Here is a 24,598-nt window from a genome sequence, read left to right on the forward strand (position 1 = left end):
TATGGTTCATTGTGCACTAACCACACGCTTGGCGACTTGCTAGCCATCTTATTCTGCCAACAACTCGTGCACCGTTTTAGCTGACCCGCCGAGTTGAATTACTGTATTTCTAAATGTTATATCATTGGTGATAAGTGTTAAGTAGTTTTTTATAGCTGTTTCACCAATTATTGCATCGTTGGTTTTTTTTCGGTTCCCCTTCCGGAGCTTCTCTATCAGTTTGCCATCTCCAATTTTTGCAGATCCAATTCTAGAAGTTCCAATAACAAAAGATTCTGTTGGAATTTTAGTTGGTCTAAGTTCGATCAACATCAGAAACAAGCGAGCTCTTTTTTCAGAATCAGAGCATCTGTTTAATTCATCAATTTGAATGTGCGTCAAGAAGATTTCAGCATTCAAATTTTCGATAACTTCAAGTTTCAATTTACCAGAAACAATATCATCGAAAACATTGGAATCAAAAATGAGTTTCATTCGGACAGGGTTCATTGTGAGATATAAGAATGGCTCTTTAGCCGAGGTTCGTGTCTCACGAACCATGTACCTTATTTGCAATCGTATTTTTCCTTTTCTCCCAATACTATTACGCCATTTTTTTGAACGTAACCGTTGGTTTCGAAGTGGGTACAAACCGTGTCAAATTCATCAATCGCACCTTTTTCATATACCACTCTCGACTCGAAGAAAGAATGGATTTTTAAATTTGTATCGATGACTGCATATTCTTCGCACTCCAAGATTTCTCCGGCATATATTACACTGTTCTCTTCAGTAAGTGACTCATAGGAAATACGTTTGCCCTGTTTATCAAAGGTCACCAAATTGGGTTTGCTTATTGCTGAAATGGTAATAAAGATAAACGAGTAGAAGCTCGAAGTGTCGGGGAGTGCTCCAATGACAAAGCTAGCAGTTCCTCTGAAATCCGCACATAGAGTTGAGTCTTTGCCCCAACATTGAATTCTGTAAGTACCGTTTGTTGAGGCATTGAAAAGTGCCTTGTACGGGAGTGACACAAAACCAACTTCGTTGATCAAATCATGGAGTAGATTTTTTTTTGAGCCATCTTGTCTGCTCGCTCTTGTAATTTCCTCGGTGTCTTTTATCGAACTGCTGCTTGCTAGGAGTACCATTACAGAAAACAAGGTGAGGAATCTTGGCAGTCTATTTAATTGTAGCATATCCCGAGTGTTCAGTCTAGGTTTAACGCCATAGCTAATCTGGCCGGTCAAATTGTTATTTTGCTTTGGCCTTGGTTCGTGTCTCACGAACCAACCCACAACGCAACATAAAATTATCTATTACACATGTAAATTGAATGGGGTTTCGTAATTTATTGCTAGCAATGAATCACTATGAGTGACATTTTTACAGACAGGCGTAAATCATACATGGATATCGGTGAAATATTCTTTTTCACTGCGACTATCAACAGTTGGATGCACCTTTTGGCGGCCAACAATTACAAGCAGGTAGTGGTTGATAGTTTGGAAAACCTCAAAAGCCGTAGCTTGGCTGATATATTTGCCTTTGTGATTATGCCAAATCACATTCACGTGATTTGGAGAACTTTGTCGTTAAATGGGAAGGAAACAGTGCAGGGCTCATTTTTGAAATATACGGCCCATTGTTTTAGAAGAATGCTGATGAACGACGACCCTGCGGAGCTTAGAAAGTACTCGGTGGTTGCCAAAAACAAACAATTCGAATTTTGGCAAAGAGATTCCCTTGCTATTCATCTATACTCAAAAGAAGTGGCGTTGCAAAAGCTCGACTACCTTCATCGCAATCCGCTTGCAGAACATTGGCAGCTAGCTAAGGAGCCAAGTGATTACTATTGGTCCTCAGCTTCGTTTTATGATCAGGGTGTCAGCCCATTTGGTTTTTTGAGTGATTTGAGAAATGAGTTTTAGTGGTAATGAATTGGTTCGTGGGACACGAACCAAGGAAATTAGGCTGTTAGCCAATGCGGTTTTCAAAACAAATGGTGAAATTCTATTTCAATCGTGGATCAAAATATTCATCCGTTTCATCCAATTTGGACACATATTTCCCGAACTCCGGATGTTCGGGAAATAACAGGATATTCTTCTCTCTGGGTGACTGGACCGATGGAACAACCACCCCAACATACAGTTGGCTATCCATGATATCCTTTACCATCGCCGCTAATTGCCTGGGGTAGGGATAGGCATGCCAGGTTGGTGGTAAGTCGGCGACGGTCATTTCTGCCAGTGGAGTTTCATCGTCTATTTCAAGAGTCAGTACGTACCTGTTCTGAGGTATTCTCGACCCACTATTAGCCAGCGTTTCCAATTTGGCAAGGGCGATGTTCTCTGAGGTATACACCACCCACATATCTTTGGTGCTCCAGCGGCCGTTTGCAAAACGAGAACCAAGAGGAGGGTAAGTGGACTGGTATTTCTTCTTTTCTATTCTAAAAACCAGCATTAGCCATACACTCCATACTCTACCCGGTCAATAGCTTCCAAAACCGCTGTTCTACCACTTTCGGTCATCAAAAGGTCAATCGGACGCTGATCCCCCAGGTTGGCTATCTTCGATTGAAGCCACTCTTCAAACGGCTCCGGCCCTTCAAAGGCTTCCATTCCTCTCTGGTAAATTTTGAACAAGCTTGAAAGTCGGTCCACCGTGCCCATATCAAGTTCCGGCTCATCTTTGGCCCTGTAGAAAGTAGTTTTGCTCATGTCAAGCAGCTCTGCCACTCTGGCCACGGGCAGGTTTGTTAAACCGGGAACCTCACCAAGAAATGAGCCTTGCAACCGAAGTGTACCTACACCTGCATAGCCCAGGAGTTGATCAATTTCGGCTTGTACGTCATTGCGGCTGGCCCGCCACTTGTTCGGCTGAACATGCTGATACTTTCGCTGACCGGCACCATACCTGGTGACGTTTTTTAATACCGACCGCACTTTTTGTTTCATTTGGTACTTTCAACTTCCTATTTGAAACTCAATTTAAGAACAATCATTGATTATTAAAGGTTTGGGTGTACAATTTTGTGGTCAGATAGCTGCTTATTCAGCCCTCTCATTCTTCTTCCCCGGCCCTATACTTAATCTGCATGCCACTCAAAAAGTACCGCAGATATTGGTCGTTACAAGGCCTGTACTGGCTTTGTTTGGGGTTGCGGAAGAAGGCGCTTAGCTCATGGGGGCCGATGCTTTTGCCTTTCAGTTTGAAAATGGCCTGGATATCTTCTGAGCTTAGGTTGAAGGCAATCTTGAGCTTTCTGAGGATAATATTATTATTGAGCTGTTGCTCTGGCGCAGGCTGATCGCCCTCTCTTGTGCCACGTTTTTCGTTGATGAGTCCGTTGAGAAAAATCGCCAGCTTGATATCAGGCATTTCCTGGAAGGTTTCTTCATCTTCTCTTTTCATGTAGTCGCTCACTTCGGCCCTGGTTACATGATGCCCAGCCTGTGCAAACAGCTCAATCATCTGTGAGTCACCGGCATCAAGCAGGTAGCGCAATCGGCGGAAGATATCGTTGTTGGTCATATCGAGTGCAAATTTAAGAGAAAACTGTTGGCAATATGACTGCAGAAGGAAAACCTCAACCCCTCTTCGACCTCATGGCCTTCACTTTCTTGATGGAGTCGTCAGCCATAAACTTTTTGTATTCCTCTGTTTCGGCTCCGTAAATGGCAATTTTCCCTTCAGCATTGGCGTGAACGCCCCAGCCGTATTGTTTGGTGAGTGGTGAAGCTCTAAAACATGGCTGGCCTTTTGAGAAGTAATGCTCACGCTGCTCTTCGATTTCACTCTGTTCGAACTCCCGCCTCACAGCAAACACAGCAAATAATACCTCATCAGAGGTGTATTTGTAGGGGTTTTCGTAGACCATATCGAACTGCATATTGGCTACTGACTTTTTTTCTCCTTTTAGTGGAGGCACGGCAGCTTGCTCGCTGGGGCTGTCTTCTGCGATTTCTATAAATGTATTGTAGTAGTTGGTGGTGTGTTCCATTATCCCTTGAGGCAATTGTGGTTATGAACATAAAGGTATCGGGTGTGCCTGTCAACCTTATGTCAGTAGGTGGAAAAAAGATTTGGTAGCTTTTGCTGCCATCACAGAACTTTTTACGGCAGTGCAGCAACCATCTTCAGCAAACCTTGAATTGGGAATTCATTCCTTAAGTGAGATAAGGTCAATATATTTAGTGTTGACTTACCTATTCGCACCTTCTGTCGATCTATGCCTGGGTGTTTCTGTGGTCTTTCTTGCTTACCAGGTGAAAACGTTTCTTGGATAAGATGTTATGGGAACATTAGAGGCTGGAGCAAATTCGCAACTTTGAATAACAAAAAGACATATTTTCGCCGACCCACCCACTTACCGCTCCTAAAGTATCCAAAACATCGATGTGCCCGCAGGCGTTGTTTTATTAAACAACCCTAAACGTTATTAATGTATTTTAAGACTGTATCACTGATTGCCTTACTTTGCTTTGCCTATTATTTACCATCAATTTCTCAAACTGTAAAAGCCGAAAAAATCAAGTTGTTTTTGGATTGTAGCTCCACCAGATGTGATCGAACGTACATACGAACCGAAATCAATCTGGTCGACTTTGTCAATAACAGAACCCAGGCAGACGTCCATCTGCTTCTAACGGATCAGCGGAGCGGAAACGGAGGCAGAACCTATCAGCTTATTTTCTTTGGACAAAACGATTTTTCTGGCAAAAGGGATACCCTCGCTTTTTCAATGCCGCCGTCGGCCACTGACGTAGAATATCGGGAAAAGCTATTGAATTTGATCAAGATAGGGCTAGTGCCATACGTTGCTCAAACGTCCTGGGTCAACGAAATGATGGTAGCCATGAAAGCTGATGGGATGGATGCTGACGAATACGAGGCATCCAAGGTGGAAGACAAATGGGACTATTGGGTATTTCGTGTCGGCGGACGAGGCAACCTCAGCGAGGACCAAAACTACAAGGAGACGGAATTGAATAGCTATATTTCGGTCAACAGGACGGTGCCGGAAAATCGAACTGAATTAAGAGTTGGGTATGGTAGAGAACGATCAGATTTTGAGTATGTGAACGATGATGGGACGCTAGAGTCCTACTCTGTACGAAACTCCAACTGGTACCTCAATCACTTGTTCGTCAATAGCTTCAGCGATCACTGGTCCTACGGTTACTACTTGTTTATAAGAAATAGTACATTTTCCAATTACCAGCATAGCATAAGGGCTAGGCCAGCCATTGAGTATAATTTTTTCCCCTATTCGGAGGTTAATACGAAGTATTTAGCTCTTTCTTATATGGCTGATGTCAGAAACAACAGCTATTATGAGGAAACCATTTATGATAAAAATAACGAATGGCTTTATGGCCACAGGGCTCAGGCTGTAGTGAGCTTCAAGCAAAGGTGGGGCAATCTTAGCTCAACAGCCTCCTACTTCAATTATTTCCATGATTGGAGTCAAAATAGTATTCGAATTGATTTAAATGCCGACGTAAGGGTAAAAGGTAACTTAAGTTTCTTTGTCAACTTCTATGGAAGTTTGTCGAGGAACCAGGTGTTCATCGCCAAAGGAGAATCGAGCGTTGAAGACGTGCTTGCCCGCCGTAAACAGCTAGCGTCAGGCTATGAATACGGCACATGGTTTGGGATTAACTACCGTTTTGGCTCCATCAACAATAGCTTTATTAATCCACGGTTTTCAGACGAAGTGGATTAATTGACTAGACCAGCAGGTCTTGGCACAAATATTTCAGGATGCCCAGACAAATTATCGGCAACTCAAAGTCTTTATCTTGAGACTAAACCCCAAACGGCTCTTCAATACTAATACTTTGCGGAGTGAACAACTGGCCTCCGTCTTCTGTCACATAGAAACAGTCTTCGAGGCGAACGCCAATTTCTCCATAAATGTAGATGCCGGGCTCGTCGCTAAAGCACATGCCAGGCTGTAGTGGAAGGTCGTTGCCTTTCACGAGGTAAGGCCATTCGTGCCCATCCATTCCGATGCCATGGCCCAGGCGGTGGAAGAAGTTTTTGTAACCTGGGCCAAAGCCAGCATCCTCAATTACTTTGCGGCCCACGTCGTCGATGGAACCACAAGTAGCGCCAGGCTTCACAGCTGCCATAGCGGCTGTTTGTGATTCTTTTACTTTGTTCCAGATGTTAGTTTGACGCTCAGTCGGCTTTCCGTAAATAGTAGTCCTGGTAATATCTGAGGCGTAATCGTGCAGGTTGCAGCCCCCATCCATTAATACGATGTCGCCTTCTTTCATGCTTTGAGCCGTTTGGCTGCCATGCGGGTAGGCCGCCCACTCTCCAAACATCACGCTGGCGCCCCCGGTTACTCCCAGCTTCTTAAAGGCATCTGAGATATTTCCGCTGAACTCGTATTGCGACATGCCTTCTTTCATTACGGCGATTGCCGCTCTATAGGCTTCAATAGTAATTTCATTGGCTCGTTTCATCAACGCCAACTCAGTCGGAGATTTAATCATGCGGCACCCAGCAGCTACGGGAAAGGCATTTACAAACTGTATTTGTGGAAGCTCTTTTCTTAGTCCATCGAAAAGGAAAAAACGGACATTCTCTTCAACCCCGATTTTGCCAGTGCTAATACCATTGTCTTTAAGAATGCTGCCTACCAGCTTGTATGGGCTTTCATGCTCCTGCCATACCCGGAGATCATTACCGAACAGAATTCTCTCTTTCAACCTTTCTTCTTCGAACGCCGGACATACATAGGCCAGCTCACCTTTGGCAGGGATGATGGCTGCCATCATACGCTCGCTGCGGCCCCAGTTGATACCGGTAAAATACACCATGGTAGAACCTGATTCTAAATAAAGGGCATCGATTTTATTCTCTACCATCAGCCGCTGCGCTTTTTCTATTCGCTTCTTTCTTTCCTCATTGCTGATGGGCTTCATGTCATCCACCATCGATTTGAGGTGGTCGAATGGGCCTGCTTGCGCAACCACATCTGTGGGCTTATCCTCAGCTGCGCAGGCTGTTAGACCAACTGCAGCAATTGCGCCCGTGGCTTTAATTGATTGATCAAAGAATTTCCTTCTGTTCATGGTTGGGTAGGTTTATGAAGGTTTAAGATACTGTGAAATAGAATTCGGAAGGAAAGAATTTATACGGAGGGCTAGTGGAATGGTTGGCGGTGGTTTGAGCAAGGAACAATTATAAAAGAACGTCACCTCGATCCGACGTAGGAGGGATAGTTCTCCCAAAAATAGACTGAGTCCAGTTCGGGAGACCTCTCACTTCGCTTACGCTACGTATCGAGGTGACGTTTTAGCCACTACATCTCCCTGATCCAGATATTCCTGAAGCTTACCGGGTTGCCGTGATCTTGAAGCATAATAGGGCCTTTGCCATGTGCTTGATACGTGGGCGAGCCAATGTAAGCTGTATTGCCCCAGATGCGTGTATGGTTTTGCGTTACCACGCCGTTGTGCAACACCGTCACCGTTGCTTCATGCACCACTTCTCCTTTGTCGTTGAAAACAGGGGCCGTGTAAATGATGTCATACGTTTGCCATTCCCCAGGGCCTCTTGTTGCGTTTACCAGGGGAGGCGATTGCTTATAAATACTGCTCGCCTGACCGTTGGAGTACGTACGGCTTTCGTAGCTGTCGAGCACCTGCACTTCGTAAATGCCCTGCATGAACACGCCACTGTTGCCACGTCCCTGGCCTTCCCCTTTTACTTCGGAGGGAGCACGCCATTCAATATGAAGCTGGTAGTTGTCAAACTTCTGCTTGGTTTGGATCACTCCCTTGCCAGCAGCCACGGTTACAGCGCCATCTGCTACAGTCCATTCTGCTGGGCCTCCTTTCCCCGACTCCCATTTGTCGAGGCTTTTGCCATCGAAAAGCACAATGGCGTCTGACGGAGGAGCACCGTATTGTGCACCTGGATTTATTTTTTTAACTGCTGGTTCCCAGACTTCCGTCGTTTTAGGGTCTTCACCTTCTTTAACTTGTGCGCAAGCTGCAAAGACTACCAGAAAGGCTAAAGCGCTGAATAGGATGTTTTTCATGGTTGAAATATTTTTTGTGATACTTAAAATTTAGCAGGATGATGTCTTTCGAAACTTAGTGGTGCCCCCAGCTATGACTGTGGGCACTACTTCAAACTTCCGTCTACGGTCTTCTGTCTTCTTTACAACTCTCTTATCCAGATGTTTCTGAAACTGATAGGCTTGCTTGGGTCGCCATGCGCCTGAAGTTTGATAGGCGAAGCGCCATGCTTTTTGTAAGAAGGCTGTCCGATGTAAACAGTGCCACCTTTTAGCTCAAAATTATTTTGCACTAACACGCCGTTGTGAAAAGCAGTCACTCTTGCAGGGCTTTTCAGCGAACCATCGCTATTAAAGCGGGGAGCCGTCCACACCACGTCATAAACCTGCCATTCCCCAGGCTTCTTACACGCATTGGCAAGCGGCACGCCTTGTTTGTAGATACTGGCCGTTTGACCATTTACGTAAGTCGAATTATTGTAGCAGTCAAGAATTTGTATCTCGTATCCATCGTCGCCGGGGCCGGTGCTGGCAAGGAACAGACCACTATTGCCTCTGGCCTGTCCCGTTTCAATGATGCCCACCGGCTGGTACCATTCCAGGTGCAATTGGTAATCCATAAAGCTTCTTTTGGTCTGGATATTGCCCTGGCTTTTGTCCACAGTGATCACACCACCCAGGCTTGTCCAGCCCGCAGGCTTCGAAGGGTCGTTGGTGCTCACCCATTCGCTCAGGTCGCTGCCGTTGTAAAGAACTACGGCGTCAGACGGAGCATCGGATGGAGCATCGCCAGGAGTGACTACCGGAGGCACTGGCTCATAGAATTCGGTAAGCTTTGGGTCGCCTTTTTGTTGGGCGAAAGCCGACATGGCAACGAAGGCTGCAAGGGCGCTGAAAAGTATCTTTTTCATGTGTCTATCTTTTAAAATCGATGTTTAAGTAGTTTTTGGGGAATATAAGGAATTCTGAAATAAACCGTTAGCTGAAAGTGATGAACAAAGTTCGCAAGTCAATCACCTTTCCCAGAGTTTTTGGACTCCTGACTGGTTGGTGAATAAACATCCCACATCATCCGGTTCACAATGCCCGCCCAAATATAGGTGCGATGATAGCCAGCCCAGGGCTCGTCGGGGCTGTAAAATTCCCAAAGATTGTGGTTCTCCTTTAACTGATAGATCATACTGGCCGAAACCCGATCCACCAATTCTTTTGCCTCCGCATTATACCCGTAGTTCTGCAATCCCCTTTGGATCAGGTAGTCCCATTCTACCCACACCGGGCCGTTCCAATAGCCTTTATCGTTGTAGAAGGGGTCATCAGCTGCGAGGCTGGGTACTCCGTAAGGTCGCCAGAATTTATCTGGATTGGTTAGATGTTCCACCAGCCGTTCAGCCTGGTCTTTTGAAGCAATACCAGCCCACATTGGCAGGAAACCGATGATTTCCATACGCTTCAGGTCGTCGGTCTTTTCAAATGTAAAGTCGTTGTCTGCTTTGTCTGCATTGTAGTAAAAACCAGTCGTTTCATCCCAGAAAGCAGCATTGATGAGTGTGGTTCTCTGCTCGTGGTCAGCTTTCCATCGGGCAGCCTCGTCCGTTTTGCCCAGAGCGGCTGCCATTTGCTCAAGTGACTTCGCTTCCATCACGAGCATGGAGTTGAGGTCCACTGCCTCAAAGTTCGCAGGCCAGCCTACTTCGTCCCATACGGCCACATCGGCATCCCTCACCGACTCCAATATGGCGTGTCCGCCCCACTCGCAAAGACCGTCACCGTCTTTGTCCCGGTTGGAAACATAGAACTCGTAAAACCTTTTGCTCGACTCATACATCTCCGCCAAAAACGTTTTGTCCTGTGTGATTTTGTACACCTCCCAGTTGATCCACGCATACCAGGGGGCTGATGAGGTGAGCTCTCCCTCGTGCTCAATGATTTCATCCAGATAGCCGCCTGTCCGGTAGTTGATATAGCCGTTTTCGTACTGTCGCTCTTTGAACACCCTTTGGGAATTCATAGCCAGTTCCGGATCCTGTAGCGCCAGTGCCAGCATGGTCAGGCTTTCGTGAAACACCTGCCCGCCATGGCCCCAACCCCACACGGGTTCACGGCTGAAAACATAGTATGGGTAGCTGCTTTTTCCCTCAGCCGGGTAAAACACCTGCTGCATCATGTTCCAGCCCGACAGGTACAGCAGCTGTTGGTCGGCCGTAAGCCCGGGCAAGGGCGGAATGCTATTCAAATAGATTTCTCTGCCCCCCATTTCCAGACTGAAGCCTTCATCCAGAAGCTTTTCTGCTTCCTCCCAAGCGGCCTTTTCCTTCAAAGGGGCAACCGACCTCACTATCCTGATGCTGGTTGATTCACCGGGAGCGAGTGTAATACTTTTGCTGTAAGCCACTATTTTGAAGTACTTCAGGCTGTCATTTTTCCAGTCACCGGTTGCAATTGCCTGTTTGAGTGAGGGGCCCGGCAAGGTATTGCGCTCTCGGGCATGCATCCCAATTTCTCCACCTGCTCCGGCACCTACTGCGATGAAACAATAGAGGTCATCGGTAGGCAGTTGCACCATCAAGTTGGTGGTGGATAAGGGTTTAGTAAACTGCGTGTAGTAGTTGTCGTTCGCTTTTTTCCTGTAAATAATGACCTGGCTGCCATCTGATGGTTTGCTCCAGCTGAGCGCCGCTCTGTTTTTTTCCTGCATGATCACTTCAAATCTTTGCGGTGCAGCTGGTAATTTGATGTCAGAAGGCCGCAGGCTACCTGAAAACTGAGAGCGTGCCGACGGAATGGAGTCGGTTCGCTGCGCAACGATGCCCAATGTTTCGTCGACTGCGGTGAGTGTGTATTGCGCAGCCCTGCCAGTGCCCGGTAGCTGACTGAGCTCCATGCGAAAATAGCCGTCTGAATTCAGTGTGCCCTGGAGGCTCCCAAAGACGGGACTGCTTTCCGTCAAAAGATGTTTTGTATCATTGTCGACATAGGCTTGCAGCCTTACTTTAGGAAGCTGAGTCATCACTCGTTGGCCACCCTCGTTGTAAAGTCTGCCGTTTACTTCTTTGACAGGCTTTTTATCTGGAAATACTTTCCATGGCAAATAACTTCCTTCCTCTGAAAAAGAGCTGAAAGCCCCGAATCGATCTGGCTCTGCCGACATTTTGAAAAGGTTTTGCAGCGAATCGGTAAATGGCACTTTATGTCCAACCGTCCAGGTGTCTGGGAATTCCTCGTGGTTGAAACGCTGTACGCCGTCCTCCACCAAATAGGTATTGAAAAGCCTGCTATTTCCCTGAACAAAAGGGATGTAGTCAAAGGAAACGGTAGAATCGGTATTGTTGGTAAATGTGCTTTCCAGCACAGCAGACACAGAGCTGTACACTAAAAACTTACTCTTTACTTCAATTCCATTAACAGGCGAAAATGAAAAATTCACTTCGTCAGGAAACGACGAATAGATGACTGGTTTTTGTGCATAGTCACCCGTTTTATAAATCCAACTGTCTTTTGATGCGAAAGAAAACCCAATTTCTCCGCCAGTGTCTGAAGTAAAAATGGGGGCGGAACCGTCTTCATTAAAAACGAACTCATAACCCTCATCAAGCACAAAATGAGAACGGTCTCTGGCGGCTGCATAGGTAGTGTAAAGCGGTGCGGAGGCGTCTGCAGTGATAGAAGGTATATTTTTATTAACCGGCTTTGATGTTTCGCAGCTGTGGAGGAACCAAACGGATAATATAAGAAATGGAACTAAAGAATCTCTTTTTAGCATTTTGATGATATCTTTTGTGAAAGTTACCAAATTGAGACGAGGAGCAAACCTCTCACAATACCAAAGGTTTCTTTTTAACCATCATTCTTCGACATGGATTTACTAAAAGCCCTCAAAGAGAACCCCAGTTTTCAGGGAGTTCCTGAGGATCAACTACAGTGGCTGATCAACAACTCCGAGTGCAGAGATTTTGCTGAGGGAGAGTTTTTATTCAAAAGGGGCGACCCTGCTGACCATATGATGATCGTGCTCACAGGAAGAGCAAAAGCCTATGCATTGCAGAATAACCAAAAAAGAGACCTCTTCGAGCTGGTACCTCCCGACATCAGCGGACTTTTGCCATTTTCTCGTCTCAAGGTGACTGTGGGTTATGCTGAGGTAATAGAGCCCGCAAGCGTCCTTCTTACATCAAGAGAAAAATTGAGGGAACTAGTTTGCAACCACTATGAGCTGACTGAAAAACTGGTCCAGGAAATGACTTCCAGAGTGAGGGAGTTTACCTCTATGCAGCGGCAAAACGAAAAGATGATGGCCCTGGGAAAACTCTCTGCGGGCCTCGCACACGAGCTTAACAACCCTGCCGCAGCAATTGTCAGAAGTTCCGATGAACTGAAAAAGCACCTGGCCTACACCCCTGAAAGGTTCAAGCAGGTGATATCGATGAAGCTTGAAGAGGAGCAAGTAGATGCTGTGAATGCTATTCTTTATGAAAAAGCCAAAGCGGGGCGTCAAAACCTGGGGTTGAGAGAGAGAAATAAACATGAAGAAGAAATTCTGGACTGGTTCGACGACAATGACCTGAAAGGGGGAGACGACCTTGCGGAAAACTTTATCGAATATGGAATAGGGCCCAAGGAACTGGATATGGTTCGGGAATATATTCCAGAAAAAGAGCTTCTGCCAGTGCTGTTCTGGCTCGACAATGTATTGACAACCGAACGAATGGTTGGCGACATCAACGAAGCCTCTACCCGGATTTCTAAGCTGGTACAGTCCGTGAAATCGTACTCTCACATGGACAGGGGCCACGACAAGGCCCCAACCAATATCCACGTGGGCATCAAGGATACGCTGACTATGCTCGACCACAAAATAAGAAAGGGCAATATTTCCCTGGCCATCGATGTGGCTTCAGGCATTCCTCCTATTAATCTGCTGGCTGGAGAAATGAACCAGGTATGGACAAATATTATCGACAACGCTATTGATGCGCTGGAAGGAGTGCCTTCACCGATGCTAACAGTGAAGTCGGTAAAAGATGGCGAGTTTGTGAAGGTGCATATCATCGATAACGGCCCTGGCATTCCTCCAGACCTGCTAGGCAAGATTTTCGACCCCTTTTTCACGACCAAAGAGGTGGGAAAGGGCTCTGGGCTCGGGCTTGAAATTGCCAAGAATATTGTAGAACAACACAATGGCACGCTAAAGGCCACCTCTCGTCCGGGTGAAACTATTTTTACCGTATGTATCCCATTGAAAGACAACTAACCAATGAAGAAGCCAGTTATTTTTTCGGTTGATGACGACCCTCAGGTACTAAAAGCGATACGCAGAGATTTGCGTAATGAGTTTCGTGACGACTACAGGATTATGAATACCGAGTCGGCCAACGAGGGCCTGGAGGTACTGCTGGATATAAAGAAGGCTGGTGAGGAAGTAGCATTGTTTATTTCCGATCAGCGCATGCCTGAAATGGAAGGGGTGGCTTTTTTGGAAAAGGCCAGGGTGATCTTCCCTGAAGCGAAGCGGGTGTTGTTAACCGCCTATTCCGACACCGACGCAGCCATCAAAGCCATCAATGACGTGCAGCTCGACTACTACCTGATGAAACCCTGGGATCCGCCCGAAGAAAAGCTTTTTCCGATCCTCAACGACCTTCTGGACGAGTGGCAAGCGGGCTATATTCCGGATTTTGACGGATTGAGGATCCTTGGGTACCAATTCAGTCCTAAAACCCACTCACTGAAGGATTTTCTTTCCGGTAACCTGTTTCCCTTCCAATGGCTGGATGTGGAAACCAACGAGAAAGCCAAAGAGCTTATTACGCTGCATGCTTTGATTGCGCAGGATTTCCCCGCTGTGGTTTTGGACAATGGCACGGTGTTGAAGGGAGTAACTGCCGAAACTTTGGCTGAAAGTATTGGCCTGAATCCCCGGGCTAAGGAAGAGCTGTACGATGTGGTGATCATAGGTGCCGGACCGGCTGGCCTGGCCGCCGGGGTTTATGGTGGCTCGGAGGGCTTGAAAACCCTGCTGGTTGAGCGACGTGCCCCTGGTGGGCAGGCAGGTACCAGCTCAAGAATTGAGAACTATCTCGGCTTCCCAAGCGGGCTTAGCGGAGCTGACCTGTCAAGGAGAGCAATCACGCAGGCCACCAGGTTTGGTGTTGAATTTTTATCTCCACAAGCAGTAAATAAAGTGGAGGTAAAGGATCCTTACAAAATTATCACATTGGCAAATGGAAGTGTCATCAATGCGAAGAGTATAGTGATAACAACCGGTGTGGACTATCGCAAGCTGGATACCAAAGGGTTGGAGCAATTCACCGGGGCGGGCGTGTACTACGGCGCTGCCACCACCGAAGCAGCTGCGTGCAAAGATGGTGATGTGTTTGTGGTAGGGGGCGGCAACTCTGCCGGGCAGGGCGCCATGTATCTTTCAAGATTCGCCAGAAAAGTATTCATTGTTGTTCGCAAGGAAGACCTTACTTCTACCATGTCATCCTACCTCATCGATCAGATCAACGCAACACCAAACATTGAACTCGTGCCTTGCACCGAGGTTACAGAAGCTTTTGGTGAGAATGAGCGACTTACCCAGCTTGAGCTATCCAATATTTCGAACGGCCAGAAAAGTAAAGTAGAAGCAAGGGCGATCTTTATTTTCATTGGCGCCAAGCCTTACACAGAATGGTTGGGCGATCTTATCATCAAAAATGAAAAGGGATTTATTGCCACAGGCCGTGATTTGGTGCAGTTTCCTGATTTTAAAAAGAAGTGGAAACAAGCAAGAGAACCCTTTGCGCTGGAAACTTGCCAACCGGGCATTTTTGCTGCTGGCGATGTGAGGATGAATGCGATGAACAGGGTGGCGTCAGCTGTGGGAGAGGGCGCTATGGCCATCAGCTTTGTGCACAGGTACCTGGAAGAGATCTAGTTTGCGATGGGGAGTGCTATTCTTTTTCGAGCTCAGCAATATGTGACTCCAGCTCATTCAGGTATTTGCCGAATGACACCTTGTTCATCCACCGGGCCAGCAGGTGGCTGAGTGGGGTGAGCACGATCCAGCAAGCGATAAGCAAAATAATGGCCGTGCGACTTTCAAAAAACTCATCGAGAGTCGCCTGAGTGGTAAAGCCCAGTAGAAAGCCTGCCGTAAGAGCCACAGGATAGATGAAGAGTGCGATCCTTTCTTCCTGTCGCAACACCTTACTTACAAACGCATGATAGTTTTTCAGGTTGGTCAGCAGGCCCTCGTCCATGGGAATGCCCGCCTTGATTCTCTTATTCTGGCTTAAGAATAGAAAGAAAGCGGTGAAATAAACGCCTGCCATAAAAAACTGCAAGCCACTCACCAGAGGCTCTTTTATTTTGATGCCGATGTAAAGGAAAATAAATGTAAATACGACAATAAAGGCCAGTTTGATAGTAAACCCGGTTTGTATTTTCTGGACAGGGCCGTGCGATTTTTTGTGCATGGCTTCCAGAATATCCTTGTCGTCCAGTATCCCCATGGAGAACTGATCCATTTGCATTTTATCCCATGTTTTTTTCAAGTCCATACCCTTAGCCGTTTAATTTTTTGGTCAATTGCTGCTTGATCCTGTGGAGTTTGACCGCCACATGATTCTTAGTCAAACCGGTGATCTCGGCTATTTCCTCATTTTCGTAACCATCCAGATGGAGAGAAACGATTGCCCTGTCCGTTTCTCCAAGCGATTTGATGGCCATCATGAGCATTTCTGTATCATCATTTTTGTCACCAGGCAGTGCGTAGCCTGATGCCTTTTCTAAATCATCAGTAGGTATTCTGCTGTTTTTTCTCCTGAACGTGAGCACAGTATTCAGGCTCACTTTGTATAGCCAGGTAGAAAATTTGGAACGCCCGTCGAACCTTGTAAAGGAATGCCATGCCTGAAGAACGATCTCCTGGTACAGGTCCTTTTGGTCTTCAGTATTATCGATATAAAGCCGTATGACCTTATAGATAATGCCGGCATTCTCTTTTACCAGCGACATATATTGCGCCTGAAGATCCGACTGAAGGTGGGGCATTAGGTTGATTTGGTTTGGGTAATAGGTATTGGCTCTTGAGCTATAATTACAGGCTTTTGCAATTTTTACGCAGAAGGTAAGCTTATTTATTCAGTTGGAGAATAAAGGACAAAATTGTTTTCATAGCCAGGAGATGTGCTGACAATCACTCCTCCATCATCAGTTCGGTCAATGGTATTTTGAAAGTTTTGTTGCTGGCTGTTCTCCCTTCGTCCCAGGTGCCCCCGAAAATATACAAATAATCGCCTATGATAGCTGAGCCTGGGGATACGATTGTCATCCAGGTTTCAAACTCCTTGAACGAGCCGTCTCTGATGTCTATCCGGCCGATAACATTGTTTTCCTGCCCTACATTGGAAAGGAATATGTAGGGATACCTGGCAGCAACGGAGAAATGGCTGGCGGCGTAAGGCAAGTATCCCACGGTTTCCCAAAAATCTCCTTCAAAATCGTAGCGCCATATGTCTGCGTAGGTGTGTTCGTTGTCAAACCCACCAAAAGTATACAGGCTATTGCCAACCACTGCTCCGTAAGTACCACGGGCGGAAGGCATCGGCGCCAGGTCTTCCCATTCACCGGATGCAGGGTTGTAGCTAACCATACGATTGGAGAAGTGTGATGATCCGTCTTCCTCGAAGGCTATCCCCCCAAAAACATAGGCTTTACTATTCCAGTGAACTACCTGGCTTCCCTGAGCCCAGTGAGGATTGCTTCGCAGGTAGTCGATATGGTAGTCTCTAAGGTCAAGGATTTCAAGGGGGAAAGTGTAAAAGTCACCTTTCTGAATGTCGGCGAAGCCAGTGGATACTATTATGTTGAAATTTGGTAGATATACGCTATTGGTGTGCCCCTTTACAAGTGGTTTGTCATTGAAATGGGCCTTTTCCCATCCTCCGGCAAAAGGCGAAAACAAATAGACTTCTCCAACAGATTGCCTTGCTCGGCCTAGAAACGTGGTTCCCCCAATAGAAAAGATAATTTTTCCATCGGTAGCGTAGCCCATCTCAAATATGCCGGTTGGCATGCTCGGGCCTCTAAGGATTTTAACCGAAGATGGTAAGCGAAGGCTTTTGCAACCGCTGCTAAATATGAGAAGAAAGATAAGTAGGCTTTTGGGCAATTGACTCAACATAGCAAGACTGGGAAATCAATATGCTTATTTAGCCAATTTAGGTGGATTCCCCATGAGAAATGCGATTAGTTATTGCCTTTGGCCTACAAATCAAGCGCTTTGTGCATAAAAACAGCAGAGGAGGGGCATAAGTCGGAAAATTCGGAAGTATTTTTTATCACATCAGGTGCGGTATTCCTGTCGGCTGTTTGGTACCCTGCTCTTTCAAAAAATATAGCGGCTGTGGTGGTAAGCAGATAAAAATCTGTAATGCCATTGGCCATTGCATCATTTTCAATGGATCGAACGAGATGGCTGCCATATCCTTTTCCTTTTTTCTGAGGGGGCACGCAAACCGAGCGAAGCAGGGCCTTGTCCTGATACGCCTCCAGGCCTCCCAGGGCCAGTAGAGTTTGGCCGTCGAACAGGCCGAACAACGTCACCTTTTCCGAAATATCGGAAACCACCAGTGACGCTTCACCCAATAATGCTGTCGCCACTGCTAATTCACTTGTTGTGATTGAACGGAACTGGATTGAAAATAACGTAGTATTCATAGTAAAGCCATTTAGTACACAATGTAATGGCATTTGGTGTATGAATCCAGCCTTAGGTGAGGCTTTTAACCGACTGAGAGGTCAGTCATTTTTGGTTTTTCTTCTTTAGCTCTTCTATGAAGTCCAGCCACCTCACGGGGTCGAGGAAATGATTAGGGGGAATTTGGCCTGTCAGCTGATAGATTTGCCGGTTCTTTAGTTGTTCATCGTAGTATTTTTCCGATTCATAAGAGCGTCTCATAGTTGCTTCTAGCTCTTTCTGCATGTTATTGGTTTTGTCTTGCTCAGTTGGTGGAAGGGAGACACCAAGGAAGGCTGAGTGAAATTGTGATGCAGAGGGCCAGGGATAGACTTTGAGCTCTTTGAGCACTACAGTCGACTTTTCCATTAACTCCAGCATGGCATAGCGGCTTTCGGTCATGCTTGCAGGAATGACAAGCTCCGAAGTCTTATAACCCACCATCGAAAACTGCACCGTGTCGGTGGGGTGGACGAGCAAGGTGAAAAGCCCCTGAGAGCTCGTGATAGTGCCGTGGAAGGAGCCTTTCACCAGCACGGTGGCAAATGGAAGCGGCTCCAGGCTTTCTTTGTCGAGCAGGCTACCGGTAATTTGCACGGTGGCAGGCTGCTGAGCAAAGCCGCCCAAAATAACGCTGCTTACTAAAAACAGTAAAAGAAATAGTCTTTTCATAGTTAGTGGCTCCAGTTGTACTGGTCTAACTCTGATAACGCAGAAGAGAGCAAATTAATGCACGATTGTACGTCTTCTTTGTGGGCCATTTCAATTACCTGATGCAAATGGCGGGTAGGGATGGATATAGCGCCCGAAATAGCGCCGTTTTTACCCATTCTCTGCACATAGGCCGTATCGGTACCGCCTGCGGTAAGAATTTCAGGCTGCCATTTTATTTTGTTTTTATCGGCGGTCTTTTTCAGGTAGTCCACCATTCGGTAGTCGCAGATAGCTGATGAATCCATGATTTTGATAGCGGCACCTTTCGAAAGTTCCGTCACCTTTTCATGGGCTTGCGCTCCTGGAACGTCAAAAGCAATGGTGGTGTCGAGCGCCAGGCCAAAATCGGGATTAATGGAGTGTGCTGCTATTTGGGCACCTCTGAGGCCAACCTCCTCCTGAACCGTAAATACTCCATAAATGTCGTGAGGAAAATTTTTGATGTTTCTGAGCGTCTCAATCAAAATGAAGACGGAAATTCTGTTGTCAATCGACTTGCAGTTAACACAATTTCCCATTTCAATCAATTCTCTCTCCCGGGTAACGGAGTCGCCAATGCCGATATATTTTACCACTTCGTCCTTGTCCATTCCCATGTCGATGAAGAAATCGGTGGTCTCTGGGAGCTTCTTTTTTTCTTCGGCGCTCATTACGTGCACCGGCTTGGTTCCCATCACGCCAACAAGGTCTTTTTTCCCGTGAACGATGACTCTTTGGGCAGTTAGTGTCTTAGGATCGAAGCCGCCAAGGGTATGAAAGCGGAGGAAGCCGGCGTCGTCAATATGCTTCACAATAAAGCCTATTTCGTCCATGTGTGCGGCAACCATTATCTTTTTATTGTCCTTGTTATTTTTAGCTTTTTTTACACAGATAACATTGCCGATGTTATCTACCTCCACTGTGTCGACTAACGGAGCGACCTCTTTAATTACCAGGTCTCTAACCTTTTTTTCGTATCCTGGGGCACCTGGTGTCTCGCAGATTTTTTTTAGGAGGGCTATATTTAGGCTCATTTCACTAAGAATCAGTGTGTTATTTATCGCACAAATATGGGTGATTTTAGTGGAAATAAAAAAGTTTTGGGAAGATAGAAAAGAAGTGCGCAAAGGGGGATTCGAACCCCCACGGGCTAACGCCCACTACCCCCTCAAAGTAGCGTGTATACCAATTTCACCACTTGCGCATTAAAACCTCAATTGGGAGTGCAAAGATAGACCAGTGTTAATTAATCACAAAGAATTTTCTCTGGTAAACTATCAGGTGGCCACCCAGAGCGAATCAGTGAAATATTCATCTTTGTCCCGGAGGTTTTTTACGACATCAAACCCACTGCTGGCAGCTAGCTCGTTGATCGTTTCAAAATCAAACTTCCTGGAAATTTCTACATGTATAGGCTCCCATTTTTTGAAGTGGTAGGCAGCTTGTGAGGCTTGCATAGTTACCTCTTGCTCTTCGGTGCTAACCAAATAGCTCTTGCATTCACCTGACTCTGGGTCGTACGATTGGTAGTGTTTGAACCTGGCCAAATCAAAATTGGCGCCGAGCTCGGTGTTAAGCCTTCTCAGCAAGTTCATATTGAAGTCTCTCGTAACGCCTTGCGCATCGTCGTAGGCACTGCGTATCACATGAGGATCCTTCTTCATATCGAAGCCAATAAGTGCCATGTCGCCGTCGGTCAGGCTCGCCCTGAGGGTGGAAAGGAAACCGATAGCCTGCTTTTGCCTGAAATTGCCAATATTGGAGCCCAGAAACAGCACCACTTTTCTCTGCTCATCGGTCTTTTGCATTTGGCTTAGCACTTCGAAATATTCACCTTCCATGCCTTGCACCTGTAGCGACGGAAGTTCGTTCGTGAGTGAGCTTTCCAATTCCTCCAGCACATTGCCTGATATGTCGATCGGCCGGTAGTCGAAGTCCGCATGTTGTTGAACAAAATGATGCAGCAATACCTTGGTTTTCCAACCGTCACCGGCACCAAATTCCATCATGTGAAAGGCTCTTCCCTGGTCAGCGAAATGCTGAAGCAGCAGCTCCTTGTTTTGATCAAAGATGGCATACTCGGCCCTGGAGAGGTAGTACTCATCCAATTGCATGATTTTTTGAAACAGCCTGTCCCCTTCTGCGTCGTAGAAATACCTCGACGAAATGGCTTTGGGGCTTGCTGAGAGCCCAGCATCTATTTCGGACGCAAAGGTGTCGGTTGGAAGTACTACTTCCTCATTAAGTTCTTTTTCCATAGTTGGTTTAGATGTGTTTGGCCAGCCTGATGCCCGTAAACTGCCAGCGCAAGTTTGCCTGAAAGAAATTGCGATAAGTGGCCCTTATGTGGTTGGCTGGAGTAGCGCATGATCCCCCCCGCAGCACCATTTGGTTGACCATAAATTTGCCATTGTATTCCCCTACTGCCCCTTCCTCCGTTTTGAAATAGGGGTAGGGCAGGTAGGCACTTTGGGTCCACTCCCAGGTGTCGCCAAATAGCTGTAGGTTGTCCGGTTGCTGCGCCACCGGGTGATAGCGTTCGCTTTCGACAAAATTAGAAGTTGATAGCACCGAAGGACTTAACAGATGTGAAGCCACCTCCCACTCAAACTCTGTGGGCAGTCGCAGGCCGGCCCAGCGGGCAAAGGCCTCTGCTTCATAATAATTGACATGTGTCACCGGAAGTGAGGGGTCGATTGCCTGAAGACCTCCGAGTGTGTACTGGTGCCAAACGCCATCGATTTTGTGCCAGTACATAGGCGCTTCCACCTTTTCAGCATTCACCCAGGCCCATCCGTCCGACAGCCAGCACCGGAAGTCCTGATAGCCGCCTCCTTTGATGAACTCCAGGTATTCGCCGCAAGTAACAAGGCTGTTGCGAATCGCAAAAGGGTGAAGGAAAACCCTATGCACGCCTTTTTCATTGTCAAAATAGAAGCCTTCTCCCTGATAGCCAATGGTGTGCATGCCTTCCGGGAATTCTGAGAAGGATAAATCATTGGTAGCAGTCGATTTTGCTATGACCGATTGCTTGTATGCTGGCTGCAATGGATTGTTGCCCAGAATATATTTGATGTCTGTCAATAGCAATTCCTGGTGCTGCTGCTCATGGTTAAGGCCAAGCTCCAGAAGGGTGGCAGCCCGCTCCGGTATGTTTTCATTGTCTTGTAGCCAGGGCAACAAGTGTGTATCCACATGTTTTCTATAAGCGAATACGTCGGCCACAGTTGGCCTGGAAAGATTCCCTCTGTCGGTTCGCACGACTCGCTTCCCTACTGATTCATAATAACTATTGAATACAAAATTGTAGGCATCATTAAAGACACTATAGCCCTTTACATAGGGTTGCAGGATAAAGGTTTCGAAGAACCAGGTGGTGTGGCCCAGGTGCCATTTGGGTGGGCTTACGTCCACAACCGGCTGAACCACAAAATCTTCCCTTTGAAGTGGCGTACATAGTTTTTCCGATTGGGTTCTTACCTGCTGGAATGACTCTTTTAGTTGAAGGGTTGGGCTTTCTATCAGTTCCATAGATGAATTTAGCTATTGCTTTAAAGTAAAACCATTTTAGCCCGCTATGGTTCCTGCGAAATAGAAGCGTCACGACATTTTGCAGAAAAAGCGCATGGAAATTTTTTTTTTCGCAAAAACATAAACAATTCGGAGTTTTGTTCGTAATAGTATTACTATCGTAATAGATACATTTACTTTTGAATATGTCAGTGGTTACTATCCAAATTGGAGAAAAGTATTATAGTAAAGACCCTCAGTCTACTGAGCTTGGCAGAAAAATAATTTCAGCGAGTATTGAGTTGCTTGATCAACTGGGCTTTGAGGAGTTTACATTCAAAAAGCTTGCGGAAAGTATTGGTTCGACTGAGGCTTCGATTTACAGGTATTTTGAAAACAAGTTGAAGCTGCTGGTATACCTCACTTCCTGGTATTGGGCTTGGCTGGAGTATATGATCGACTACAAAACCCATCATATCCAGGATAAAGTGGTCAAGCTTAAAGAAATTATTAAAATTCTTTGTCATGCCGACCAGGGTGATTCGAGCATAGATATGCCGGGCGTAAACACCGTTTGTCTGCGGCATGTGGTGGTGAGTGAGGCCGACAAAACCTACCTCACCAAAAAAGTGGACGAGATCAATAACCAGGGGCTCTTCATGGGGTTTAAATCGCTTTGTCATAAAATTGCTTTGACTATTTCGGCCATTAGCCCGTCCTTCGAGTACCCCCATGCTGTTGCCAGCACAATTCTCGAAGCGTCACATCAGCAAGCTTTTTTTGCGTTGCATTTGCCGTCTCTTACTGAGATAAGGAGGGATGGTAAAGACAGTGTGGAAAATCAGGTATACCGCTTTATTGACGTATTGATTTCTAAATTGCTGAAGTAAAAAATATCCAAAATGAAAGGTGACGGCCTCAACATAGAAAATAAGAGTGTAGGTGATGAATCAAAATTATCACCCGTCAAGCGTTTGTTCAGAATGCTGTCGCTCGACAAGCGGGAGATCTTTGTTATTTACGCCTATGCGATTTTCTATGGACTAATCAATCTGTCGCTGCCACTGGGCGTGCAGGCGATCATCGGCTTTGTCACCAGTGCTGAATTTTCCTCTTCCTGGGGTCTGCTGATTTTTATTGTTGTGCTGGGAGTGGCCACCGCCGGCATCATACAAATCCTTCAATTGTCGCTTACTGAATTGCTTCAGCGACGTATTTTTACAAGGGCATCTTTCGAGTTTGCTTATCGCATTCCCAGATTTAAAATGGAGGCCATTTCCGGTTTTTACCCGCCAGAGCTGATGAACCGTTTTTTTGATACACTGAACGTTCAAAAAGGGCTTCCCAAGATTTTAATAGACGCATCCACGTCCGTTCTTCAGATTTTGTTTGGGTTGATTCTGTTGTCTTTTTACCACCCTTTCTTCGTTTTCTTTGGCATTGTACTCATTGGCCTTATGTCCCTTATTTTTCTTGTCACGGGATCCAGAGGGCTTAAGACCAGTATCATGGAATCGAAGTACAAGTACCAGGTGGCTCATTGGCTGGAAGAGCTGGCCAGGGTGATGGGCACGTTCAAGCTTGCTGGAAAGACCAGCCTGCCGATCGATAAAATGAACTACTATGTCAGCAACTATCTCAAGTTCAGAAAGCAGCATTTTAATATCCTCATTCTGCAGTTTTCGAACATTGTAGCCTTCAAAACTATTGTTACTTGTGGTATTTTAATTCTGGGCAGCATTCTGGTCATCAATCAGGAAATCAACCTGGGGCAATTTGTAGCTTCGGAGATCATCATTCTTTTGGTACTTAACTCTTCTGAGAAACTTATTCTTAGTATGGAAACGGTGTATGACGTACTTACGGGGCTGGAAAAGCTGGGACAGGTAACTGACATAGAATTGGAGAGTGATGAGGGCATTGATTTAAATGAAATCGCAAAAGGAAAAGGAATTTCTCTGGAAGTAACGGGACTTACGTACCAATTTCCCGGTACTAACAAGCCTGCTGTGAATGGAGTAGACCTCAAGGTGGCCGTGGGCGAAAAAGTGTGTATCACTGGCGTCAATCAATCGGGCAAGTCAACGTTACTGGCGTTGCTCTCAGGTTTGTACAATGACTATAGCGGTTCGATCCACTTCAATGGCATACCACTGGGCGACATCAATATTATGAGTTTTCGCTCTTTTATTGGTGACAACCTGGGCATGCAGGATCTTTTCTACGGCACATTGGAGGAGAATATCACAGTTGGAAAGGAGGGCATCAACATTGAAGACATGCTTTGGGCCATAGAAGAGGTCGGCTTAGGTGAATATTTCAGGTCACTTCCCAAGGGGCTCAATACCATGATTCAACCTGAAGGCCAGGGCCTTTCGACGAGTACCAGGCAGAAAATCATTTTGGCTCGAACAATCTCAGAGAGGCCTAAGCTGATTGTGATGGATCACACAATGCATGGGCTGGACTTTGAAGACAGAAAACATATCAGCTCCATACTGACGGATTCCAACGCCAAGTGGACATTACTGGCAGTTACCAACGACCCGCTCATGCTCTCAAAATGTGATAAAGTAATTACCATGGAATACGGGAAAATAGTGGACATAGAAACAAGGGCTAACACGAAGCAGCCCAAAAAGAAGTAG

The 24,598-nt window shown here is 46.2% G+C and carries 24 protein-coding genes and 1 tRNA gene; 6 read left to right on the forward strand and 19 right to left on the reverse strand.

Going from position 1 to position 24,598, the window contains the following annotated elements:
- Window positions 1-48 precede the first annotated feature (48 nt).
- Entirely contained in the window at window positions 49-474 is a 426-nt protein-coding gene (locus RIG68_RS19155; RefSeq protein ID WP_350125904.1) for a PIN domain-containing protein, read from the reverse strand.
- 71 nt (window positions 475-545) lie between these two features.
- Window positions 546-1,130: a hypothetical protein gene (locus RIG68_RS19160; protein ID WP_350125907.1), complete on the reverse strand. Its 585-nt coding sequence runs from the start codon at window positions 1,128-1,130 to the stop codon at window positions 546-548.
- Between the two features lie 222 nt (window positions 1,131-1,352).
- Here RIG68_RS19160 and RIG68_RS19165 point away from each other — a divergent pair, with 222 nt between their 5' ends.
- Complete coding sequence (locus RIG68_RS19165; RefSeq protein ID WP_350125910.1) at window positions 1,353-1,910, forward strand: transposase; 558 nt, start codon at window positions 1,353-1,355, stop codon at window positions 1,908-1,910.
- An 82-nt stretch (window positions 1,911-1,992) separates the two neighbouring features.
- Here the strand turns inward: RIG68_RS19165 and RIG68_RS19170 are convergent, their stop codons facing one another.
- The 4 genes from RIG68_RS19170 to RIG68_RS19185 form a co-directional block, all read right to left on the reverse strand.
- Entirely contained in the window at window positions 1,993-2,448 is a 456-nt protein-coding gene (locus tag RIG68_RS19170; protein WP_350125913.1) for an RES family NAD+ phosphorylase, read from the reverse strand.
- A complete protein-coding gene (locus RIG68_RS19175) occupies window positions 2,448-2,942 on the reverse strand; it encodes an antitoxin Xre/MbcA/ParS toxin-binding domain-containing protein (protein WP_350125916.1) in 495 nt (164 codons plus the stop codon). Before RIG68_RS19175 ends, RIG68_RS19170 begins: the two co-directional genes overlap by 1 nt.
- Before the next feature lie 106 nt (window positions 2,943-3,048).
- On the reverse strand, window positions 3,049-3,519 hold the full coding sequence (locus tag RIG68_RS19180; RefSeq protein ID WP_350125919.1) for a YehS family protein: 471 nt from the start codon (window positions 3,517-3,519) through the stop codon (window positions 3,049-3,051).
- A gap of 55 nt (window positions 3,520-3,574) precedes the next feature.
- A complete protein-coding gene (locus RIG68_RS19185; protein WP_350125922.1) occupies window positions 3,575-3,988 on the reverse strand; it encodes a DUF6157 family protein in 414 nt (137 codons plus the stop codon).
- A 441-nt stretch (window positions 3,989-4,429) separates the two neighbouring features.
- Between RIG68_RS19185 and RIG68_RS19190 the strand changes: the two genes are divergently transcribed.
- Window positions 4,430-5,713: a hypothetical protein gene (locus tag RIG68_RS19190; protein WP_350125925.1), complete on the forward strand. Its 1,284-nt coding sequence runs from the start codon at window positions 4,430-4,432 to the stop codon at window positions 5,711-5,713.
- A gap of 82 nt (window positions 5,714-5,795) precedes the next feature.
- Here the strand turns inward: RIG68_RS19190 and RIG68_RS19195 are convergent, their stop codons facing one another.
- From RIG68_RS19195 to RIG68_RS19210, 4 genes are all read right to left on the reverse strand, one after another.
- The gene (locus RIG68_RS19195; RefSeq protein WP_350125928.1) at window positions 5,796-7,073 is read right to left on the reverse strand and encodes a M24 family metallopeptidase; all 1,278 of its coding nucleotides are present in this window, start codon (window positions 7,071-7,073) and stop codon (window positions 5,796-5,798) included.
- Window positions 7,074-7,303: 230 nt separating this feature from the next.
- Window positions 7,304-8,044 (reverse strand): 3-keto-disaccharide hydrolase, encoded by a 741-nt coding sequence (locus RIG68_RS19200; RefSeq protein ID WP_350125930.1) that lies wholly within the window; start codon window positions 8,042-8,044, stop codon window positions 7,304-7,306.
- 122 nt (window positions 8,045-8,166) lie between these two features.
- Entirely contained in the window at window positions 8,167-8,934 is a 768-nt protein-coding gene (locus tag RIG68_RS19205) for a 3-keto-disaccharide hydrolase (protein ID WP_350125782.1), read from the reverse strand.
- A gap of 98 nt (window positions 8,935-9,032) precedes the next feature.
- Window positions 9,033-11,786 carry an amylo-alpha-1,6-glucosidase gene (locus tag RIG68_RS19210; RefSeq protein ID WP_350125933.1) on the reverse strand — a complete coding sequence of 918 codons (2,754 nt, stop codon included), beginning with the start codon at window positions 11,784-11,786 and terminating at the stop codon, window positions 9,033-9,035.
- A gap of 93 nt (window positions 11,787-11,879) precedes the next feature.
- On the opposite strand from RIG68_RS19210, the gene RIG68_RS19215 reads away from it, so the two are divergent.
- A complete protein-coding gene (locus RIG68_RS19215) occupies window positions 11,880-13,274 on the forward strand; it encodes a sensor histidine kinase (RefSeq protein WP_350125936.1) in 1,395 nt (464 codons plus the stop codon).
- A gap of 3 nt (window positions 13,275-13,277) precedes the next feature.
- Window positions 13,278-14,942: an NAD(P)/FAD-dependent oxidoreductase gene (locus RIG68_RS19220; RefSeq protein ID WP_350125939.1), complete on the forward strand. Its 1,665-nt coding sequence runs from the start codon at window positions 13,278-13,280 to the stop codon at window positions 14,940-14,942.
- A 16-nt stretch (window positions 14,943-14,958) separates the two neighbouring features.
- Here the strand turns inward: RIG68_RS19220 and RIG68_RS19225 are convergent, their stop codons facing one another.
- The 9 genes from RIG68_RS19225 to egtB form a co-directional block, all read right to left on the reverse strand.
- Window positions 14,959-15,567, reverse strand: a complete 609-nt coding sequence (locus RIG68_RS19225; protein WP_152000068.1) for a hypothetical protein — start codon at window positions 15,565-15,567, stop codon at window positions 14,959-14,961.
- Between the two features lie 4 nt (window positions 15,568-15,571).
- Window positions 15,572-16,060 (reverse strand): RNA polymerase sigma factor, encoded by a 489-nt coding sequence (locus tag RIG68_RS19230; protein ID WP_152000067.1) that lies wholly within the window; start codon window positions 16,058-16,060, stop codon window positions 15,572-15,574.
- 145 nt (window positions 16,061-16,205) lie between these two features.
- Window positions 16,206-17,084 (reverse strand): Kelch repeat-containing protein, encoded by an 879-nt coding sequence (locus tag RIG68_RS19235; RefSeq protein WP_193217920.1) that lies wholly within the window; start codon window positions 17,082-17,084, stop codon window positions 16,206-16,208.
- 191 nt (window positions 17,085-17,275) lie between these two features.
- Complete coding sequence (arsN2, locus tag RIG68_RS19240) at window positions 17,276-17,728, reverse strand: arsenic resistance N-acetyltransferase ArsN2 (protein WP_350125942.1); 453 nt, start codon at window positions 17,726-17,728, stop codon at window positions 17,276-17,278.
- An 85-nt stretch (window positions 17,729-17,813) separates the two neighbouring features.
- Entirely contained in the window at window positions 17,814-18,419 is a 606-nt protein-coding gene (locus RIG68_RS19245; protein WP_350125945.1) for a carboxypeptidase-like regulatory domain-containing protein, read from the reverse strand.
- Window positions 18,420-18,421: 2 nt separating this feature from the next.
- Complete coding sequence (locus RIG68_RS19250) at window positions 18,422-19,474, reverse strand: M42 family metallopeptidase (RefSeq protein WP_350125948.1); 1,053 nt, start codon at window positions 19,472-19,474, stop codon at window positions 18,422-18,424.
- 86 nt (window positions 19,475-19,560) lie between these two features.
- Window positions 19,561-19,644: transfer RNA gene (locus tag RIG68_RS19255), tRNA-Leu, on the reverse strand.
- 73 nt (window positions 19,645-19,717) lie between these two features.
- On the reverse strand, window positions 19,718-20,698 hold the full coding sequence (gene egtD / locus RIG68_RS19260; RefSeq protein WP_350125951.1) for an L-histidine N(alpha)-methyltransferase: 981 nt from the start codon (window positions 20,696-20,698) through the stop codon (window positions 19,718-19,720).
- 7 nt (window positions 20,699-20,705) lie between these two features.
- Window positions 20,706-21,971, reverse strand: a complete 1,266-nt coding sequence (gene egtB, locus RIG68_RS19265; RefSeq protein ID WP_350125954.1) for an ergothioneine biosynthesis protein EgtB — start codon at window positions 21,969-21,971, stop codon at window positions 20,706-20,708.
- A gap of 185 nt (window positions 21,972-22,156) precedes the next feature.
- Between egtB and RIG68_RS19270 the strand changes: the two genes are divergently transcribed.
- Both RIG68_RS19270 and RIG68_RS19275 read left to right on the forward strand, forming a co-directional pair.
- Window positions 22,157-22,840 (forward strand): TetR/AcrR family transcriptional regulator, encoded by a 684-nt coding sequence (locus RIG68_RS19270; RefSeq protein ID WP_350125957.1) that lies wholly within the window; start codon window positions 22,157-22,159, stop codon window positions 22,838-22,840.
- Window positions 22,841-22,852: 12 nt separating this feature from the next.
- Window positions 22,853-24,598 carry a peptidase domain-containing ABC transporter gene (locus RIG68_RS19275; protein ID WP_350125960.1) on the forward strand — a complete coding sequence of 582 codons (1,746 nt, stop codon included), beginning with the start codon at window positions 22,853-22,855 and terminating at the stop codon, window positions 24,596-24,598.

The organism is Imperialibacter sp., assembly GCF_040222385.1.
Lineage (GTDB): Bacteria > Bacteroidota > Bacteroidia > Cytophagales > Cyclobacteriaceae > Imperialibacter.

Excerpts from the sequence above, each read along its gene's own strand:
- RIG68_RS19235 (WP_193217920.1), bottom strand. The coding sequence starts at position 17,084 with ATGCCAACCGGCATATTTGAGATGGGCTACGCTACCGATGGAAAAATT.
- RIG68_RS19225 (WP_152000068.1), bottom strand. The coding sequence starts at position 15,567 with ATGGACTTGAAAAAAACATGGGATAAAATGCAAATGGATCAGTTCTCC.
- RIG68_RS19245 (WP_350125945.1), bottom strand. The coding sequence starts at position 18,419 with ATGAAAAGACTATTTCTTTTACTGTTTTTAGTAAGCAGCGTTATTTTG.
- RIG68_RS19180 (WP_350125919.1), bottom strand. The coding sequence starts at position 3,519 with ATGACCAACAACGATATCTTCCGCCGATTGCGCTACCTGCTTGATGCC.
- RIG68_RS19155 (WP_350125904.1), bottom strand. The coding sequence starts at position 474 with ATGAAACTCATTTTTGATTCCAATGTTTTCGATGATATTGTTTCTGGT.
- RIG68_RS19205 (WP_350125782.1), bottom strand. The coding sequence starts at position 8,934 with ATGAAAAAGATACTTTTCAGCGCCCTTGCAGCCTTCGTTGCCATGTCG.
- RIG68_RS19165 (WP_350125910.1), top strand. The coding sequence starts at position 1,353 with ATGAGTGACATTTTTACAGACAGGCGTAAATCATACATGGATATCGGT.
- RIG68_RS19230 (WP_152000067.1), bottom strand. The coding sequence starts at position 16,060 with ATGCCCCACCTTCAGTCGGATCTTCAGGCGCAATATATGTCGCTGGTA.
- RIG68_RS19160 (WP_350125907.1), bottom strand. The coding sequence starts at position 1,130 with ATGGTACTCCTAGCAAGCAGCAGTTCGATAAAAGACACCGAGGAAATT.
- RIG68_RS19275 (WP_350125960.1), top strand. The coding sequence starts at position 22,853 with ATGAAAGGTGACGGCCTCAACATAGAAAATAAGAGTGTAGGTGATGAA.
- RIG68_RS19270 (WP_350125957.1), top strand. The coding sequence starts at position 22,157 with ATGTCAGTGGTTACTATCCAAATTGGAGAAAAGTATTATAGTAAAGAC.
- RIG68_RS19175 (WP_350125916.1), bottom strand. The coding sequence starts at position 2,942 with ATGAAACAAAAAGTGCGGTCGGTATTAAAAAACGTCACCAGGTATGGT.
- RIG68_RS19250 (WP_350125948.1), bottom strand. The coding sequence starts at position 19,474 with ATGAGCCTAAATATAGCCCTCCTAAAAAAAATCTGCGAGACACCAGGT.
- egtB (WP_350125954.1), bottom strand. The coding sequence starts at position 21,971 with ATGGAACTGATAGAAAGCCCAACCCTTCAACTAAAAGAGTCATTCCAG.
- egtD (WP_350125951.1), bottom strand. The coding sequence starts at position 20,698 with ATGGAAAAAGAACTTAATGAGGAAGTAGTACTTCCAACCGACACCTTT.
- RIG68_RS19215 (WP_350125936.1), top strand. The coding sequence starts at position 11,880 with ATGGATTTACTAAAAGCCCTCAAAGAGAACCCCAGTTTTCAGGGAGTT.
- RIG68_RS19170 (WP_350125913.1), bottom strand. The coding sequence starts at position 2,448 with ATGCTGGTTTTTAGAATAGAAAAGAAGAAATACCAGTCCACTTACCCT.
- RIG68_RS19220 (WP_350125939.1), top strand. The coding sequence starts at position 13,278 with ATGAAGAAGCCAGTTATTTTTTCGGTTGATGACGACCCTCAGGTACTA.
- RIG68_RS19200 (WP_350125930.1), bottom strand. The coding sequence starts at position 8,044 with ATGAAAAACATCCTATTCAGCGCTTTAGCCTTTCTGGTAGTCTTTGCA.
- RIG68_RS19210 (WP_350125933.1), bottom strand. The coding sequence starts at position 11,786 with ATGCTAAAAAGAGATTCTTTAGTTCCATTTCTTATATTATCCGTTTGG.
- RIG68_RS19185 (WP_350125922.1), bottom strand. The coding sequence starts at position 3,988 with ATGGAACACACCACCAACTACTACAATACATTTATAGAAATCGCAGAA.
- RIG68_RS19195 (WP_350125928.1), bottom strand. The coding sequence starts at position 7,073 with ATGAACAGAAGGAAATTCTTTGATCAATCAATTAAAGCCACGGGCGCA.
- RIG68_RS19190 (WP_350125925.1), top strand. The coding sequence starts at position 4,430 with ATGTATTTTAAGACTGTATCACTGATTGCCTTACTTTGCTTTGCCTAT.
- arsN2 (WP_350125942.1), bottom strand. The coding sequence starts at position 17,728 with ATGAATACTACGTTATTTTCAATCCAGTTCCGTTCAATCACAACAAGT.